The 17,088-nt window shown below is 42.8% G+C and carries 15 protein-coding genes and 1 tRNA gene; 7 read left to right on the forward strand and 9 right to left on the reverse strand.

The window, feature by feature from the left end:
• Nucleotides 1–177: 177 nt before the first annotated feature.
• The 9 genes from scpB to MSTHT_RS08500 all read right to left on the reverse strand — a co-directional run bounded on the left by scpB (nt 178) and on the right by MSTHT_RS08500 (nt 11,479).
• Nucleotides 178–1,293: an SMC-Scp complex subunit ScpB gene (gene scpB, locus MSTHT_RS08460; protein ID WP_048167405.1), complete on the reverse strand. Its 1,116-nt coding sequence runs from the start codon at nt 1,291–1,293 to the stop codon at nt 178–180.
• Between the two features lie 74 nt (nt 1,294–1,367).
• Nucleotides 1,368–2,297 (reverse strand): segregation/condensation protein A, encoded by a 930-nt coding sequence (locus MSTHT_RS08465; RefSeq protein ID WP_082086814.1) that lies wholly within the window; start codon nt 2,295–2,297, stop codon nt 1,368–1,370.
• Entirely contained in the window at nt 2,290–5,817 is a 3,528-nt protein-coding gene (gene smc / locus MSTHT_RS08470; protein WP_048167406.1) for a chromosome segregation protein SMC, read from the reverse strand. Before smc ends, MSTHT_RS08465 begins: the two co-directional genes overlap by 8 nt.
• 52 nt (nt 5,818–5,869) lie before the next feature.
• Nucleotides 5,870–6,847, reverse strand: coding sequence for a hypothetical protein (locus MSTHT_RS08475; RefSeq protein WP_048167407.1), 978 nt, complete (start codon nt 6,845–6,847; stop codon nt 5,870–5,872).
• Between the two features lie 593 nt (nt 6,848–7,440).
• Nucleotides 7,441–7,629, reverse strand: coding sequence for a hypothetical protein (locus MSTHT_RS08480; protein ID WP_231588041.1), 189 nt, complete (start codon nt 7,627–7,629; stop codon nt 7,441–7,443).
• Nucleotides 7,630–7,897: 268 nt separating this feature from the next.
• Nucleotides 7,898–9,877, reverse strand: coding sequence for a ferrous iron transport protein B (gene feoB, locus MSTHT_RS08485; RefSeq protein ID WP_048167409.1), 1,980 nt, complete (start codon nt 9,875–9,877; stop codon nt 7,898–7,900).
• Between the two features lie 48 nt (nt 9,878–9,925).
• A complete protein-coding gene (locus MSTHT_RS08490) occupies nt 9,926–10,591 on the reverse strand; it encodes a metal-dependent transcriptional regulator (RefSeq protein WP_048167410.1) in 666 nt (221 codons plus the stop codon).
• A 192-nt stretch (nt 10,592–10,783) separates the two neighbouring features.
• Entirely contained in the window at nt 10,784–11,239 is a 456-nt protein-coding gene (locus MSTHT_RS08495) for an N-acetyltransferase (protein WP_374756207.1), read from the reverse strand.
• A gap of 165 nt (nt 11,240–11,404) precedes the next feature.
• Nucleotides 11,405–11,479: transfer RNA gene (locus MSTHT_RS08500), tRNA-Arg, on the reverse strand.
• A gap of 658 nt (nt 11,480–12,137) precedes the next feature.
• Between MSTHT_RS08500 and MSTHT_RS08505 the strand changes: the two genes are divergently transcribed.
• The 7 genes from MSTHT_RS08505 (at nt 12,138) to MSTHT_RS14090 (ending at nt 16,864) form a co-directional block, all read left to right on the forward strand.
• On the forward strand, nt 12,138–12,650 hold the full coding sequence (locus MSTHT_RS08505) for a biotin transporter BioY (protein WP_374756210.1): 513 nt from the start codon (nt 12,138–12,140) through the stop codon (nt 12,648–12,650).
• A gap of 110 nt (nt 12,651–12,760) precedes the next feature.
• Nucleotides 12,761–13,585, forward strand: coding sequence for an energy-coupling factor transporter ATPase (locus tag MSTHT_RS08510; RefSeq protein WP_048167412.1), 825 nt, complete (start codon nt 12,761–12,763; stop codon nt 13,583–13,585).
• Nucleotides 13,561–14,397 carry an ATP-binding cassette domain-containing protein gene (locus tag MSTHT_RS08515; RefSeq protein ID WP_048167413.1) on the forward strand — a complete coding sequence of 279 codons (837 nt, stop codon included), beginning with the start codon at nt 13,561–13,563 and terminating at the stop codon, nt 14,395–14,397. Before MSTHT_RS08510 ends, MSTHT_RS08515 begins: the two co-directional genes overlap by 25 nt.
• 97 nt (nt 14,398–14,494) lie before the next feature.
• Nucleotides 14,495–15,268, forward strand: a complete 774-nt coding sequence (locus MSTHT_RS08520) for an energy-coupling factor transporter transmembrane component T family protein (protein ID WP_048167414.1) — start codon at nt 14,495–14,497, stop codon at nt 15,266–15,268.
• Nucleotides 15,269–15,421: 153 nt separating this feature from the next.
• Entirely contained in the window at nt 15,422–15,751 is a 330-nt protein-coding gene (locus MSTHT_RS15170) for a permease (RefSeq protein WP_052721861.1), read from the forward strand.
• A gap of 11 nt (nt 15,752–15,762) precedes the next feature.
• On the forward strand, nt 15,763–15,954 hold the full coding sequence (locus MSTHT_RS15175) for a hypothetical protein (protein ID WP_052721862.1): 192 nt from the start codon (nt 15,763–15,765) through the stop codon (nt 15,952–15,954).
• Between the two features lie 97 nt (nt 15,955–16,051).
• Nucleotides 16,052–16,864: a PspC domain-containing protein gene (locus tag MSTHT_RS14090; RefSeq protein WP_231588042.1), complete on the forward strand. Its 813-nt coding sequence runs from the start codon at nt 16,052–16,054 to the stop codon at nt 16,862–16,864.
• The last annotated feature ends 224 nt before the right edge of the window (nt 16,865–17,088 follow it).

Consider the following 17,088-nt stretch of genomic DNA (forward strand, 5'->3'; position numbering starts at 1 on the left):
TATAAAGCAAGAGTAATATCCTCTAACCAGTATATAAAGCTATAGTTAAATACCTCGCATAGTATATAAATGCTTATATATAGAATATAAATGCGACAGAAAAACTTAAATTCAGAACGCACATGTTTAGAAATAAATTACGAAAGATAAAATGGTTAGAATCCATTTTCCAGCACGTCAGTTATCAAACTTTTTAAGACCTTCAAGAATAGAATCATATTTTGCACTGACTCTCTGGAGTAGATCACCCTCAACACTGCGGTGGGTAGGAATCAGAATCTGAGCTCCTTTTTCAATTTTAACCCCACTTTTTGAAACCCCATAATCAGGAGCAATAAGAATTCCATCTGCGGAAATTCCGAGGGAGAGATCATTTACGATTCTTGAAACCATCTTAGTTGCCGGTTTTACCTTTTTCTTGATAAGGACAGCAGAAGAAACGTATCTTTCCCTGGTTTCTCGAATTTTCTTAATATTATTTTCGACAGTTTTGAGATCCACTTCATCCGGAAGTTCTTCTACAAGTAGATTAAGTGCATCTATAAGGTCTTCAAAGGTTGTTGAATGCACCTCAAGGATTTTTCCGTCACAATACTGCCGTACAGTATCGGAATAACCTGCCGAGATCACAACCACGTCGGCTTCAAGTAAGTGAGAAATTTCCTCCTTTGAAGGTGAATAAGCATTGGTTACGAAGTATTCCTTGATTCCACACATATCCATGAGAGACTCATACATTGGAGTCACGATAATAGTCTTCTTCCCTATCCAGTGGCTGATTTCACTTTGTCCTCCCTGGGATCTCAAAAGTTCAAGGATTTTCTCTCTTATGGCCTTTGGGTCATTTCTTTTGAGCCCGAAATAGTCGGCAAAAAGAGGAGTTGTTGAAAGCTGTCTGCTTCTCCCACAGGGCACAGACTTCACAAAGCCTCGCTCTATAAGATCCTTTATATGGTCATAAGCTACGCTTCCTCTCATGGCAATGAGGTCTGACTGGAGCAGGGGCTGATGATAGGCAATCATTGAAAGAGTGCGGAGTTTGGGGGCTGAAAGCTCCTTTGGGGCGATTTCTCGCATGAGTTCGGAATATTCGGGCTTGACCTGCATGACATAACGCTCCCCAAGATCAAGGATTTCGATTCCGGATCTGCGGGAAGAATATGCTTCTATCAGCTCTTTCACTGCCGATAGAACAGTTTTTTTTGGTTTCCCTGCAATTTTAGCAAGCTTTTCGAGGCTTACTGCCCTGCCAGCAACAAAAAGTGCGGCTTCGATAATCTCAAGCTCACTCATAAATCTCACTTCCAGAAAGAATAAAAGTATTCTTCAATCAGTTAATAGGTATCCGGTACCAGCAAACCTTTAGTTTAAGGTTTCGAAAGTTCAGCTTTTGATTTTAACCTCATCTCGTGGAAAAGAGATGGGTTAGCTTCCGTGGAAAATCCAGACTCTTCTCCAGGATAGATATATAATTCCTCAAAAAGTTCGTCCTGAAAAAGCCAGATCTTCCTGTTTGAAGCAAGGAAGAGAAGGGAAAGATAATCCATAACCTTGTCATCACTTGATTCAATGAGACTGGAGAACTCTACTACAGACTGCTTTGTAAATAGCTCTGAGAGCTTTGACCATATAATAGCCAGCCGTGAATTAATGGCTTCTTCGTGAGCAATCCCCAGAACGTCCCCGGTAGTAAGCTGGGGATGAGGATCGGGTTCTTCTGAGCCCTTGCTGGCTTTTTTCTCTTTTTTTCTGGAAAGATTTCTTTCGGCTTTTTTGAGTTCAAGAATCAATTCATTGAGTGTTACTGGCCTTGTGGAAATCCGGCGGACAGGAAGCTTAGGAACGGGAAACTCCTCAGGTTCAGGAAAATCGGGATCGTCAGGGAAATCCGGTTCAAACGTATCGACCTCTTCCGTATCTACCTCGAGGATATTCGAAGATTTCATACGCAGGAGAATTGCAGAATAAAGAAGCGTCCTTGAGGAGATTCTCAGATCCATCTGTTTGAGCTCTTCCACTCTTCTCAGAAAACTGTCAGTAAGCTGTACGATATCTATATCCCAGGGATCGATCTTTCCGTCCCGTGCGAGTTCAACAAGTATACCCAGAGGCTCGTAAGTCTCAAATTCTGAAATATCAAGGAGATTCCAATCAATTCCAAGGCAAGAAAGAGTGGTTGGCAGCCCATAAGTTTCAGGATTTGCAAAAAGAGAGTTGTTTTCGGATTCATGAGTCGTATGAGCCTGAAGCCGCGGAACTTCAAGCGCTGCTCCCCCGTTATCCATAAGTTCAGCCATTGAGCTTCACTCCGGTAATGCTCGTAAGATTATTTTCCTGCATCGTAACCCCTATTGTCCTTGACGCAGCCTGAATCATCGGTTTTCTTAAAGATACAACAATAAACTGGACTTTCGATCCTGAGGCTTTTACACGCCTTGAAACCCTTTCAACATTCCAGCCGTCCAGAAACATATCAATCTCATCAAAAGCATAGAAAGGAGCAGGACGGTATTGCTGGATGGCGAAAATGAAGGCAAGGGCGGTAAGGCTTTTTTCTCCTCCAGACATGGCTTCGATCCGCTGGAGGGGTTTTTCCTTTGGTTGAGCCCGGAGAGTCATCCCTCCTGCAAAAGGGTCATCAGGATTTTCAAGTATAAGCTCGCCCATGCCGTCGGAGAGTTCATGAAAAATTTCTTTGAAATTGGCATTTATGCTTGTATAAGCATCCATAAACGCGTCCCGTTTTAACTTCTCATACTGGTCAATGCGCTCAAGAAGCTGCTCTCGTTCAGTAAAGAGAGTGTCACGCTTTCCCTGCAAATCCGAAAGCCTGAGTTCTACTTCATTATACTCATCAATCGCCCTCATGTTCACGGGCTCAAGCTGCCTGAGAGCCTCATCGATTGCCTGAATCCGCATGTAAACGGTTTCGTAATTCGGAACCTCATCAGTTTCCTCTATGCCTCTTTTCAGGATTTCTTCAACTAATTGCTTTTCCTGGTCAAAGAGGGCATTTCTCGTAGCTGTGAGCGTAAGCACCTGCTGCTTTACCTTCTCAAGGGTAGTTGAAGCAGTACTCACCCTGCGTTTGACGGCACTGTGTTCAGCCTGAACGCTTTCCCGCTCTTTCTGGAGCCCTATTAGCTCGTTCGAGAGTTCAAGCTCTCTGGCTTTCTTTTCCTCAAGTTTTTTCTCAAATTCTTTTATTTTTATCTTCAGGGAGTTAATTTTCTCCAGTCTTGAAGCTTTCTTTTCATCAAGTTCCCGGATAAGTTCCTTCGCTTCAGCAATCTTCTGTTCAGCATACTCTTTTTCAAGTTGCAGTGCGTTAAGGGTAGCCTCAGTATCCCGAATTCTGCCCTCAAGCCGGCGGATTTCCTCATCAACAAACCCGATTTTTTTATTGATTTCAGGCAGGGGAGAATCAGCAAGTTTTGCTTCAAGCTCTGAAATCTGAGCCTCAAATTCTGATACAGCTTTTTCCTTCTCTGCTTTTTCCGCAATCACTCTGTCCATTTCAGCCTTGAGTTCTGCCCTGGCCTCCTCAATTGCTTTGAGGTCAGCCTGCTTGGCTTCAAGAAGTTCAGCAAGTTTTGCCTCCCTGCCTGCAATCTCCTCAAGCTGCTGCTCCTTGCGTGAAATCATAGCCTCACAGTCCCGGATTTTCCGGTTTAACTCAAAAAGGTGACTTTCAATGCTGTCCTGTTTACTTATAGCTGCATTCCGGCTTGCATCCAGGGATCGGATCTCCTCTGCAAGTTCAAGGAGCTTATCTTTTTCCGCAGCAGCAAAGGAAATTCCCGACTTAGAGGAAATTGACCCTCCTACCATTGCTCCACTTTTTTCCAGAAGTTCGCCTTCAAGGGTGACCATTCTCACCTTTCCAATAAGGCGGCGAGCACTCTCAAGGTTTTCCATAACAAGTGTATCCTGGAAAACATACCAGAAAGCAGGCTCAAAAAGGGGATCGAATTCAATAAGGTCAATTGCATACCCTATTACCCCACTTTCATAACTCAGGTCTTCAAGCCGTCGGGATTCTCTCATCTTGTTGAGGGGAAGGAAAGTAGCCCGTCCTCCTTTTCTGCGCTTCAGGTACTCGATTGCTTCGGCTGCATCAGCGTCCGTATCCACAACAATTGCCTGCATCCGATTTCCTGCAGCAATCTCAAGGGCTGTTGAGTACTGCCTGTCAACTTTTCCAAGCTGGGCAATGGTTCCATGAATTCCGAGAAGCTCCTTCTGCCTTGCAGCCCCTATTACCATCTCTACAGCCCTTGAATAACCACCTCCCTGTTCTGAGGCTCTCACTCTTGCTTCCGTGATTGTGTACTCCTGCTGAAGGTTATGAAGCCTGTTTTCAAGTTTCCTGATATCTTCTTTTATCCTGAAATGGCTGCTTTCAATATCATCCCGGTCAAGAATAAGGGATTCCAGACTTTCAGAAAGCTTTTCAAGCTCATACTTTACAGAAAGCGTGTCACTGTCAGATGAAGCAACTGCAGCTTCAGCATCCTGGATCTGGTTTTCGATCTCCCGGATTTCCGAAGATTTTCTTCTGAGGGAATCAAGGAGCCGATCCTCAGTTCGGATAAGCTCATTTTTCTCGTTTTTTGCATCCTCAAGGTTCTTCCTGGCTGCCATGAGCTCATCCCGTGTAGCAGCGAACTTTGCGTCAATATCCGCGATCCTGCTATGAAGCAGCATACGTTCGGTTTTGCGCTCGGAAAGTTCTGAGGAGATACTGTCTTTTCTCAGGATCTCTGCTTCGATTTTTTCCTCAAGTTCCCTGACCTTGCCCTTGGTGGAATCGATTTCTACAAAAGCTTTCCTGCGTCTTGAGTCCATTTCCTCAAGTTCGGACTCAGAAAACTCGATACTATCTACACAGCGTGAGATCTCTCCCTTTATCTCCTCAATTTCTCTCTTAACCTGAAGTTGCTCATCTTCTCCTTTTTTCTGGATTTCAAGGGAAAGTTTTTCCAGGGTTTCCTCAAGAGCCTGAAGTTCCTGCACTCTCTCGTTCAGGACGAGCTGGACTTTCTCAAGATGCTCTTCTTTGCCTGCAAGTTCCTTATCTACATTGCGCAGTTCAGCCCTTGCATCCTTGAGCTTGGAAAGCAGGACATATCCCTCAAATTTGGTCTTCTCAGCCTTAAGAGCCTGGTATTTTAATGCCTGATCACGCTCCCCAGCCAGTTTTCCTAATTGGGCGCGTACTTCTTCAAGGATTATATCCACACGTTCAATTTGCTGCCTTACAAACTCAAGTTCCTCAAGTGCCTTTTGCTTACGTTCGTCAAATTCTGCGACACCTGCGATTTCATCGACAATTTTTCTTCTTTCTACAGGAGTCATGGAGATAATTTGAGTTACATCTCCCTGCATGACCACATTGTACCCTTCAGGCGTTATTCCTGCTTTAGCAAGCTGGGAATGGAGTTCTCCAAGGCTTACGGCTTTTCCATTGAAGTAAAAATAGCTGTAATATCCGCTTTTTGTTCGACGGACTTTTCGTGAGATTTCAATCTCATCAAGGTCCAGAGGTAACTTGCGGTCAGAATTGTCAAAACGAATTGTAACCTGGGCAAAATCAGGCTTTTTCGCCGCATCACCATTGTAAATCAGATCAGTCAGCCTTTCAGCCCGAAGAGTCCTTGAACTGGTAAGCCCGAGTGCAAAGAGAATTCCATCTATTATGTTAGACTTTCCACTTCCGTTAGGACCGGAAATCGTGGTAAAGTCATTATAAAAGGGGATCTTTACTTTTTTTCCGAAGGACTTAAAGTTAACAAATTCAATCTCTTTTATATACACAGAATGCCTCTGTAGTTTTACGTTTTTGAGAAAGTTTCTGTTCTTTTAAGCCTCATTTAACCCGAGCCCGAGCAGGTTTCCGGCTGCATATTATAAGTTCAGCATCTTCTGCTTCCCGCACATCCACGGACTCTTCTATGAAGTGTTTTTTCGTAGTTTTCTCAGCGATTATGTATTCACACTTATAGTCATCCTTAGGTTGGGGTTCCACAGGGTCCGTTATAACAACGGGGGGTTGTCTTTGAGGGAATGAGGATCTTGAGTACTGCTGCCCTAGAGGTTCTCTAATCAATGGCTGCTGTCTTACAGCACCTTTAAGCCGTCTTTTATCCCCGCTTTCTGCAATAATATATTCGCACTTTGTTTCAACCTCTTCTCTGTCAAGTTCTGCTGGCTCTATCTCTTTGAGTTTCAGCTGAACCTTTGCATTTGTGCCCGGAAGAGAGGCAGGTGCTTCCCTGAATTCACCTACTCTGTATGTCGGGTTTTCTTTTCGGAACTCAGGCTTTTGCTTGAGCTTTCTGGAAAGAGGTGGAAGGTCCAAAGGGTCCTCAGGGAGGGCGAGAGCAATGGAAGGCGAAGCAACAGAAGGTGGAACTACTGACGCAGCAACTTTCGCGTCCTCTAGCTGTTTAGTGAGATTTTCGATCTGTGTTTCCATTTTCTTTATAAGCGTTTTCTGGTCTAGTAATTCGCGGACAAGCCCATCCTGAATGCTCGCAAGTTCCTTTAGCTTCCGGTCAGTTGCTTCCGATTCGTTTTCCCCAGATACTTTCAATTCCATTCTTAATTCATTAAGTATTGAGGCTTTGAGCAAAGCAGGGTTAGGGATTCCCATAAGCTCTGTCCTGATTTCGGAAAGAACAAGATCCTTGATAGATTCATGATCGGAAACGTTTTCCATTTCGGCCCGCAGTTCATTGAGAACCGAAACCTTTATCGACTTCTTGAGAGTCTCGAGTTCCTCGTAGGTTATTGACAGTCGCCTTTTAAGCGGTGTATTATGCACATCCCTCTGTCCAGTTCTCATTAAAATACCTCTTATAATAAATTCGGGTTCCGATTTCCTGATTGCCTGAAATTTTCTGGGGGGCAAAGCAAATCAGCACAATTATAATTAAATCGATTAGATCATAGAAATTTAAATAATATGTACAAAGTACATGTAATCTTACTTTAAATATATATGGTAATCGAAAGTATTATTGTGGCTTTATAGAACTCTTCTTTAAGTAAGAATAGAATATTTTTTACTTAAATTTAAGGAAATATTTCGCATAAACCATCTGAAAGCACAGGCAAAAATATAGAAATAAGTCTTGGAAATGAAAAGGTTCTTTCCAGGGAAAAAGAGAGAATAAATCAGAAAAATAATTTGGATAAATAATTTTCGATATATGCATTAAGAAATCAGTATAGAGAAACGGAGGAATCTCACGCTTCCTGAAAAGCCGGATAAGAATAACGTTAACGTTCAAACCTGAGTAAGATTCACAGTGTAAGGTTCAGAGAAAAAGGTATCAATACTGCAAAATAGGGGAATGAAACCTAGGCTTAACTCAAAAATAAAATGAGTTAAAGAACTGGATTTCAGTCGGGGTTGAAAATATTTAAAGGGAAGTGTTAGTTAATGGACGAAAAGGAATCCTTGAAACCCAGTACGCTCTCCCGTGATTGAACTTTGGAAAATGTACATTCCATTTCCGCAGCAGTTCTGTTAACAACAGAACCATGAGTTCCGGTACTTTCAAGGAAAGAATGAACCTCGTCAAGTTCAGGCTCATGGAAATGATCCATTTCAATTATATCCATAATAACACTCAACACGTTTTTGTGTAAGTGATTAGTAATTCGGGTCATCGGGAATAAACACTATGTACCTGATATTAATAATTTGCGGTAAAAGCAGGATACTTTGGAAAAGAGAAAACATGCATATTAATATATAAATGTTACGCTCTTGAAAAAAACTTGTCTTTCATAAAACAGTTTAAAAAATATATAAAGGAAGAATGCTGCTTTTTTAACACCAGTAAGAACAGGAAAAACTCTAAAGCTGCGAATAAAAGGGAAAAAGAAGTTAAAGGAAAAAAGGACCAAAAATCCGTATGAGGATACCCATACAGAGAGCCAGTAATATTGTAAAGGAAACTATCAGAGCAGTATCCTTTGTTCCAAGCTCGTGCTTCAGTACTGCAATTGTTGCCACACAGGGAATATAGATGGTTGTAATTACAGCAAACTGGTACATCTGAACAGGGGTTAATACAGCTGCAAAGTTAGCTGTACCTGCAAGTACGGCAAGGATCTGAAGAGCCATTTCTTTTCGAAGGATTCCAAAGACCAGAGCTGTTACCGCAAATGATGGAAGCCCCAACAGACCTACAGATATGGGCTCGACAAAGTCCTGAAAGATGGAAAGAAGTCCAAGGGCATCAGCAACTCCTAGAAAAGCACTTCCGATGAGCAGAAGTGGAAAAGCAATGTAGACAAACTCTCGGCTCTTCATCCATGTTTTCTTGATGGTAGATTTCAGTCCAGGTTTCCTGAGAGGAGTCATTTCCATGATAAACCCACTTCTCTGACCTGGAAGACCTCTTCCCAGAATCCATCCCAGGCTGACAATGATAAACATCTCAAGAATATATATTGAAACTGCAGGCCAGAAGCCTACGAATGTTCCTACAAGCCCAAGGATGATAACCGTTCTTGCAGAGCAGGGAACAAGGGAAATAAGAACGGAAGCAATTCTCTTTTCCCGCCGTGTACCAAGAGCATGCACTGCCATAATTGCAGGAACATTGCAGCCAAAGCCAAGAACAAGAGGGATTACGGCTCTTCCATGAAGCCCGAGCTTGTGCGCGAGATTATCCAGCAGAAAAGCTGCCCTGGTAAGATAGCCCGAATCTTCGAATATGGAAAGAATGGCGTAAAAGACTGCAATATAAGGGATTGCAATCGCAAATCCGGCTTCTACCCCCCTGAGAGAATACATGATCAGGTTTCTCAGAATAGGTGACATATCTGAAGTTAAGGCTTCGGCAGGCTGGATCACGTAAGGCTCAAAGACTTCATCTACAATCCAGGTTTCAAGGAAACCTCCTACCCGAAAAACAAGAAGGAAAGTAAGGAGCAGGGAAGATATAAGTACAGCAATTCCAAAGTGAGGGGAGGTAAGGATAACATCTATTTTATCCCTCAAACTTTTTTTAGGTGCGAACCTTGAAACCACGCTGTCCACAATATATCCGGCTTCCCCATAAAGATCTCTTGCAACAGTTTCAGGCACCGAAATTCCATGTTCTTTCTCCAGATTCTGCCTTAATCTCCGGGCAAAAGAGAGCAGCGCGTTAGCTTCAGGTGGCATACAGCAGAGTTCTACAAACTCCGCATCATCCAGAAGAGATGCTGTTTTTACGATTGGAGGAACATCGGGAAAAGCATAGTCCAGGCTGGAAAGAGCCTGGCGGATCAACGGGCTGTATCCTACCCTGTGATGTTCCTGAGTCTTACCCTGTTCTTCAAGGGCTACAAGCATTACGTCATCGAGTCCTACCCCCCAGGTAGCTACAGTTGGCACTACAGGCAAACCAAGCAGTTCAGAGAGTCCGTCAGCATCAACGAGAATCCCAAGGTCTGCAGCCAGATCCACCTGATTTAACGCAATAACCATAGGAATATCGAGTTCTAGAAGCTGAAGGGTCAGGTACAGATTCCTCTCAAGCCTGCTCGCATCAACGACATTAACGATAATATCTGGCCGCTCCTCAATCAGAAATCTCTTGGTTACCTTCTCGTCTTCGTTTGTAGTCCCAAGGGAGTAAATGCCTGGCAGGTCAACAACTTCAATAGTCTTCCCTTTGGCTTTTACAATTCCTCTCTTAAGTGCAACTGTCGTGCCAGGATAATTCGAGACTTCAACACCTACCCCGGTAAGCCTGCTAAAAAAAACGCTTTTTCCAACGCTTGGATTCCCTATGAAAGCAATTGTCATATCATAGGGACCTTTGTTCTTATCTCCACTTTCGGAAGTGCAACATGAGCTGGAAATTCCGATCACACCTCCTGTTATTCAGCTTTTTGTCATTAGTATGCCTTCTCTGCGTTTTTACACGCTTTTGCTTTTAGGAGATACGAAAATTTTCTTTGCAATGTCTCTTCCAAGGGCAATTTCTGATCCTACTGCCATGACCGAGATACAACCCTGTTTTTGCTTGCGCCTTACCTCAATATCTTCTCCGGTAAGAATACCGAGGGAGATCAGACGTTCCTTTGTTTCCTTGGGGAGGGCTACCCGCGCTACTTTACCTGAACTTCCCTCTTCCATCTCGTCAAGTGGGATGAACTTCTCATCTCGTCTGATGTTATTTTTGTCAAGATTGATAGGGTTTCCATCAGGGCAGTACTCTGGACTTCCAAGGAACTTGTAGAGCCTCTCAAGTACGGCATCAGATACTGCATGCTCAAGCTCGCAAGCTTCTTTATGGGCATCCCTCCTATCGAAATCCAGGACGTCAACCAGGAAAGTTTCAAGCACCTGATGCTTTCTTTTAATCTTAATAGCCTGGTCAGTTCCTTTTTCGGTCAATTCGACTCCTTGATAAGGTGTATACTCCACAAGTCCCGAAGAATATAACTTTTTTATCATCTCCGTCACGCTCGGCGGAGATACATTGAGTTCTTCAGAGATCTGTTTGGTCTTTGCAGGTCCCTTGTTCTTTCTAATAAGATAGAGGATAGTCTCAAGATATTCTTCAAATCTATCAATGTTCATTAATATCCCACCAACATATACCTGACTTTAGACCAGATAATTAGGATAACCTAAAAAAGGATACTGCTTGAATAAATAATTTTTGTTTCTGGCAGTTTACATCTATTTTAAATACTATACATCGAATCACTGCGGATTCTATTTTAAATTCTTAAGAAAAGAAAAATAGTAAAGATCAGTCTCGGAAGAAATTCAGGAATTGATCGATTTCAGAACAGCAACTTCATTACAATCCGGAAACTTGGGGCATTTCAGACAACCGGACCAGATCTTCCTGGGAAGGCTATTCTTATCTACAATCTTGAAGCCCAGAGTTTCGAAAAATTCAGGCACGTAAGTAAGTGCAAAAACTTCCTTCATGCCAAGATTTTCAGCATCCTCAAGGCAGGCTAAGACAAGCTTTGTACCTATTCCTTTTCTAGCACACTTGGGATTCACGGCAAGGGCAAGTATCTCTGCAAGGTCTTCCCATACTACATGCAGGGCACAGCAACCCACAACCTCTCCGTCAATCTCACAGACGTAATAATCTCTGATATTTTCGTACATCTCACTCAGTGAGCGGGGGAGCATTAGCTCTTCCTTAGAATAAATATTGATGATCTGCTTCATTGCAACAACATCATCTACCCTGGCTTTCCTGATCAATTCGCGTTTCCTCTTAGGTGACATTTTATTTTTAATAGAATGGGCTGCACCGGCTTATATATAAAAATATACCGTGTCCTGCAATGGAATTACTCTCTACAGATAAAAAATTTTCCATAATTCGCACGGAAATATTTTATAAAAAAGCAGATTAAAGGAAATTAGCGGGCGCGAAGGGATTTGAACCCCCGATTTACAGCTTAGGAGGCTGCCGCCATATCCTGGCTAGGCCACGCGCCCATAGAGCGTTTTCTGAAGAATACAATCTAGCATCTGCCTGCTGAATTTGTATCCCCAGGTGAAGTATCCATAATACCGGCATAAGATATATATCAAATTATCGCTCTGGAGGGAGAAAAATAAGCCAATAAAATAAGAGTTGATTCTTCAGGAAAGTTTTAAATCCAATGTAAACCATTAAACCTAACAAGGTTAACAATGCCTTAGATCCCAATCGCTTTCACTTTCATAAGTTGGGAATTGGCGCTTATGGAGCTATCGTTATAAGGCTGACAGAACTACCAAAATTCCCGGTTTCTATCAGCACCACAGACGCTGTTAGTCAATTTCGATTTAATTAATTCACATAAGTATCGTGAGTCATCAGTTAACTAAGTATCGTGGTCTTCATCAGTTCACATACGTGTAGATCAGTTATATTTCTATATTAGTTTGGAATTCCATCAGTTAGGCTCAATCTATGCTAATTATTGTCTATGTCTTTATTACTAGCTTTTAACTTCACCGAATTATCTTGATTGCCAATTTTGAGGCAGAAAAGCTTTGAAAGATCCGAAAAAGGCGAGAAATATTGAAAAACCGAGTAAAAATATTAAGAGGAAAAAGTGTGCATACAAAAAACAACGATTCCTATTTCACTCATACTCCTGAGCTCAGGATGATGGTTTTCGCATCCCTTTTTGCGGCATTGACTGCTGCAGGAGCTTACATACAGATTCCTGTACCCTTCTCTCCTGTCCCTGTTACACTGCAGGTTTTCTTTGTCCTGCTTGCCGGAAGCATGTTGAAAAGCAAATGGGGAGGCTTGAGCATGATAGTGTATACCTTGCTCGGCATAGCAGGGCTTCCTGTGTTTGCAGGAGGTACTTCCGGAATGGGAGTGCTCCTCGGGCCAACAGGCGGATATATAATCGGCTTCATCCTGGCAGCTTATATAATAGGAAAGCTTTCAGAAAAGGTTGAAAGCGCTGGCAAATCCAGCTTCTTCGTTAATGCGCTTAACATGAGCACAGCAATCTTCGTTATCTATGCCTGCGGGTATATTCAATTGATGCTTGTAGCTGAAATTGATCCCAGAACAGCCTTTATTCTTGGTGTCATTCCATTTCTGCCTGGAGAAGTCGTAAAAACTGCAGTTGCGGCATATATTGCTTCAACTTATGATCTTTAAACTCCCCATGATCTTTAAACTCCCCACTTCTAATTTTTTAAAAGGATTGAAGTTGAAAAGAAATCGAGTTTCCAGAAAATTTAAGACAAAAAATAAAATTTCGATTAAGCATGATCAGGCTTGAAAAAGTAAGTTATAGTTATCCTGATGGCACCCCTGCGCTTAAGAATATAAATCTGGATATAAAAAAAGGAGAATTTATAGGGGTAATAGGGAAAAATGGCAGCGGAAAATCCACACTTGCCCTCCTGATTAGCGGGCTTCTGAGACCTCAAACTGGCAGGGTAATGATAGGGGGAATGGATACCTGTGACCCCTCAAAACTTAAGGAAATCCGAAAGTTTGTGGGTATTGTTTTCCAGAATCCTGAAACTCAATTTGTGGGCAGGACAGTTGAAGAAGATCTAGCTTTCGGACCAGAGAATCTCTGCCTTCCTCCTGTGGAAATCAGAAAATGTGTGGATATGGCGCTTGCTGAAACCAAGCTTGAAAAATACAGGTATCGATCTCCAAAAACGCTGAGTGGAGGGCAGAGACAGTGTGCGGCTCTGGCAGGAGTTCTTGCAATGAAACCTGAATGCCTTATTTTTGATGAGGTAAGTTCCATGCTGGATCCAGAGTCCGGAATGGCTGTCCTCGAAACCATAAAAAAATTACATAAAAAAGGAAAAACAATTGTATATATTACTCATAATCTCGAAGAACTCCATGACGCTGATAGAATTCTTGTCATGGAAAAAGGTAGAGTAAGGCTTGATGGAGACCCTGAAAGCGTTTTTTCTGATACCTCCCTCCAGAGCCTGGGACTTGCCCTGCCTTCCCTGACTGAGCTCGCCATGAAACTGAGAATGCATGGAGTAACAATCCCCTGGGAAAAAACCTCTTCCCCGCAAAACTTTGCAGAGGAAATATGCCGATTATTCTTGAAAACGTAAGTTTCTCCTATTCCAGAAAGACCCCTCTGGAAACGCCTGCTTTAAGAAACATTAACCTGCGAATAGAGAAAGGAGAGTTTGTGGGAATACTGGGAGAAAAAGGTGCAGGGAAATCCACTCTCGCAAAACTTTTCAATGGTCTTTTAAAGCCGGAAACCGGAAAAATTCTCGTGGATGGGCTTGATCCCTCTTCAAAAGAGGCGAAACGCAGGATAGGAATGGTTTTTCAACAGGCTGCTGACCAGCTTTTTTGTAAGACGGTATATCAGGAAATAGCCTTCGGTCCTCTGAACTTCGGGTGCTCGAAGAAAGAAACCGAGGAAAGAGTATATGAGGCAATTGAGGCTGTTTCTCTTGATCAGACCATACTTACTCGAGATCCTTTCAGCCTGAGTGGAGGAGAAATGCAGAGAGTTGCTCTCGCAAGTGCCCTTGCCCTCAGACCGGATTATCTGGTACTCGATGAACCCATAACAGGGCTTGATCCGGCTGGAAAAAAGGAAATTCTTGAGGCTCTCAAAAAAATAAAAGAGAGAGGGACTGCAGTTATAACGGTTACCCATAATCTCAAAGGGTTCTTCCCATTACTGGAAACAATCGTGCTCATGAAGGAGGGAAAAATAGTCTTTCAGGGCAGCCGGGAAAGCTACCTTGAGAAAGGGTGCATACCTCTTCCGCCTATAGCCTCCATGATGAAAGAACTCAGAGCGAGAGGATTACCAGTAAACCCTGCAGCATTCACAGTTGAAGATGCTCTTGAAGAGATCCTGAAATTAAAATCCGCTTTTGAAAAAGAGAATAATGGAAATTAGAATGGGAAAAGTAATGAGAACTGAAACAAGAGGGATTGAAACGGAAAGAACCGGAAGAATTCCTGAAAAATGCTTTACAGGGGAAACGTGATGGAATATGCAGGAACCTGTATTCAGTTACGTGCCCGGAGTCTCCTTTCTTCACAGGCTTGATCCCAGGACAAAAATTGCAGCAGTAATGCTGCTTGGAATTCTGACGTTCAGGGTTGAGAATTTTGCAGGAATAGCGGCGCTTTTCGCTTTTTTCTTTGCCCTTGCTTCGCTCTCAGGGCTGCCAATGAAAATATTTTTTAGAGCAGTAAGGCCTATGATGTTGTTTATAATTTTCATTTTTCTAGCACAGCTATTTTTCACTGATGGAAAATCCCTTGCTTCGTACTGGATTCTGCAGCCGACGCTTGAAGGGCTGGAGACAGGGCTAAAGCTTGCTGCCCGATTTGTACTCCTTCTGCTTTTTGCAGCCCTCCTGACGGCAAGTACCGATCCATCTGCAATTACCTGCGGCATAGAGAGAATGCTAAGACCTTTACCCCTGCGATGGCTTGGAATCACATCTTTTGAGCTTGCTACAATGATGAATATTTCTATAGCGTTTCTTCCCCTTCTGTTTGAAAGAGCTGAACGTACAAAAGCGGCTCAGGCTGCAAGAGGCATGGATTCTGTAAAAAATCCTCTCCGTTCCGTTCCTGCCCTTGCGATTCCCCTGCTGAGAGGCGTGATCAGGGATGCCGAGGAGCTGGCTCTTGCAATGGAGAGCAGAGGATATCAGGGAAGCAGGCGAACCTCAATGCATGAGCTTTCCATGCAGAAGGACGACTGGAAAGCCCTCTCTGTCCTTACAGTCTTTTTTATCTTTGTACTGTTTTTATAAGAGGCACAGAAAATTAAAAATGTAGTGGAATTCTGGCTACTTCCTTGATTACCACAAGTTTAGAAAGGAAGGAAAATTTACGATTTACCATATTGCGGACGAGCATGCCCGCACACTTATTGAGATGTGCCTTGAGCATGTGGAGGAAAAAGCATGAACTCCGTTCTCAATTCGGTTCTGGCTCTTATTTCAGGCGTTTTTTTGCATCCTGGGAGATCTTCGCCGAAGCGGCTCCCTATCTTATTTTCGGCTTTGGGATTGCAGGTCTTCTCAATTCTGATAGGAATTCCCCTTTACATCTGCGCTACAGTTTCTATCCCACTTGCCGCAAGTCTTGTAGCCAAAGGGATGAGTCCGGGCACAGCTTTTGTTTTCCTTCTTGCAGATCCGACAACCAATGCAGCAACTATAACGATGGTTGCCCACTTTCTGGAAAAACGTTCAGCAGCCCTTATCTGGGAGCGATTCCTCTCTGTGTCCTGAGTGCAGGATTTTTGCTGGACTGGTTCTACCTGAAACTAGGAATAAGCGCGGTCGCAACCCCTGGTACTGCAAAAGAATTGCTTCCTGAAAACATGAAGCTGGGTTTTTCAATTTTGCTTTTGTCTCTGATGCTATACAGAACTTTCGCAGTGAGAAAATACGCGGCTGTTCGGAACGTCACTGAAATCGAAGAAAGAAAATGAAAATAATAAAGAAGATGGAAAAGGTACCAGCATAATATAAATCCTCAAAAATAGAATAATTATTATGCAGGAAAATCCCAAATCTCAAGAAAAAAAGGTGACTAAGGGGAGTTTTTTTGAAGTTCCAGGGGTAGTTAAAGCCGAATCTAAAGAAGGTACAAAACCTGAGAGAAAAACTGATGTGACCAGTGGGAGCGGTGAATCCCTAAAAAGAGAAGAACCGACAAAGAGCGAATTCAAACCTCAAGGGAAACTTGAAACCGGCTATACAGAGAAATCCTGGGGGAAACCTGAAGGTATGGAAGAGAAAGTCGCAGGAAGTCCCACAACCGAAGAGGGGATAATTCCAAAGGAAAGTGATTTCAAGGCTCCGGGAGAAATTGAAACTGGCTATACAGAGAAATCCTGGACAAAGCCTAAAGAAATGGAAAAAGCCGCAGAAAATCCCACAATCGAAGAAAGGATAATCCCGGAGGAAAGTGATTTCAAGGCTCCAGGAGAAATTGAAACCGGCTATACGGAGAAATCCTGGACAAAGCCTAAAGAAATGGAAGAGAGAGTCATAATAGAACCCAGGGAGAGAAAAGAAGAGGAAGCAGCGAGAGAGACCGGAGAAAAAGTAAGGGAGGAAGCAAGGGAAGCGAGAGAAGAAGCAAGGGAAGAAAAGCGCACCACCTATACCATGGAGAAGCGCCTGACTAAAAGCAAGAAAAACCGTATGCTCTTTGGAGTCTGCGGCGGACTAGGGGAATATTTTGATATTGACCCTACATTCATAAGGCTCGCCTTTGCGGCTCTTGCTTTGCATGGAATTGGCATTTTCCTGTATATCCTTCTGGCAATACTTATGCCATCAGGAGAAAATTTTGAAATGGTTCCCAGCACCAAGGGCGGCGATATCCAGCGATGAAACTTTATCCATGCCTGGAAAAAATGAAGGTCTGAGCTGAAAATTTCAATGTTCTCCAGCAAGCGATTTTTCTTAATTTTGTATTTTAATTCAATTTTTAGCTTTTAAATTCAATTTTTTATCTTTTATTTACTTAATTCTTTGACATCTCAGAGTTTAAGCCTTATTTTGTGAATCTCTGGTTTTGTTTATTTTGTGAATCTTTGTTTTTGTTTATTTTGTGA

This window comes from Methanosarcina thermophila TM-1 (genome assembly GCF_000969885.1).
In the GTDB taxonomy this organism is placed as follows: Archaea; Halobacteriota; Methanosarcinia; order Methanosarcinales; family Methanosarcinaceae; genus Methanosarcina; species Methanosarcina thermophila.

Coding starts and splice junctions, on each gene's coding strand:
- scpB (WP_048167405.1), bottom strand. CDS start 1,293: ATGAGTGAGCTTGAGATTATCGAAGCCGCACTTTTTGTTGCTGGCAGG.
- MSTHT_RS08465 (WP_082086814.1), bottom strand. CDS start 2,297: ATGGCTGAACTTATGGATAACGGGGGAGCAGCGCTTGAAGTTCCGCGG.
- MSTHT_RS08475 (WP_048167407.1), bottom strand. CDS start 6,847: ATGAGAACTGGACAGAGGGATGTGCATAATACACCGCTTAAAAGGCGA.
- MSTHT_RS08480 (WP_231588041.1), bottom strand. CDS start 7,629: ATGGATATAATTGAAATGGATCATTTCCATGAGCCTGAACTTGACGAG.
- MSTHT_RS08490 (WP_048167410.1), bottom strand. CDS start 10,591: ATGAACATTGATAGATTTGAAGAATATCTTGAGACTATCCTCTATCTT.
- MSTHT_RS08505 (WP_374756210.1), top strand. CDS start 12,138: ATGATGGTTTTCGCATCCCTTTTTGCGGCATTGACTGCTGCAGGAGCT.
- MSTHT_RS08510 (WP_048167412.1), top strand. CDS start 12,761: ATGATCAGGCTTGAAAAAGTAAGTTATAGTTATCCTGATGGCACCCCT.
- MSTHT_RS08515 (WP_048167413.1), top strand. CDS start 13,561: ATGCCGATTATTCTTGAAAACGTAAGTTTCTCCTATTCCAGAAAGACC.
- MSTHT_RS08520 (WP_048167414.1), top strand. CDS start 14,495: ATGCAGGAACCTGTATTCAGTTACGTGCCCGGAGTCTCCTTTCTTCAC.
- MSTHT_RS15170 (WP_052721861.1), top strand. CDS start 15,422: ATGAACTCCGTTCTCAATTCGGTTCTGGCTCTTATTTCAGGCGTTTTT.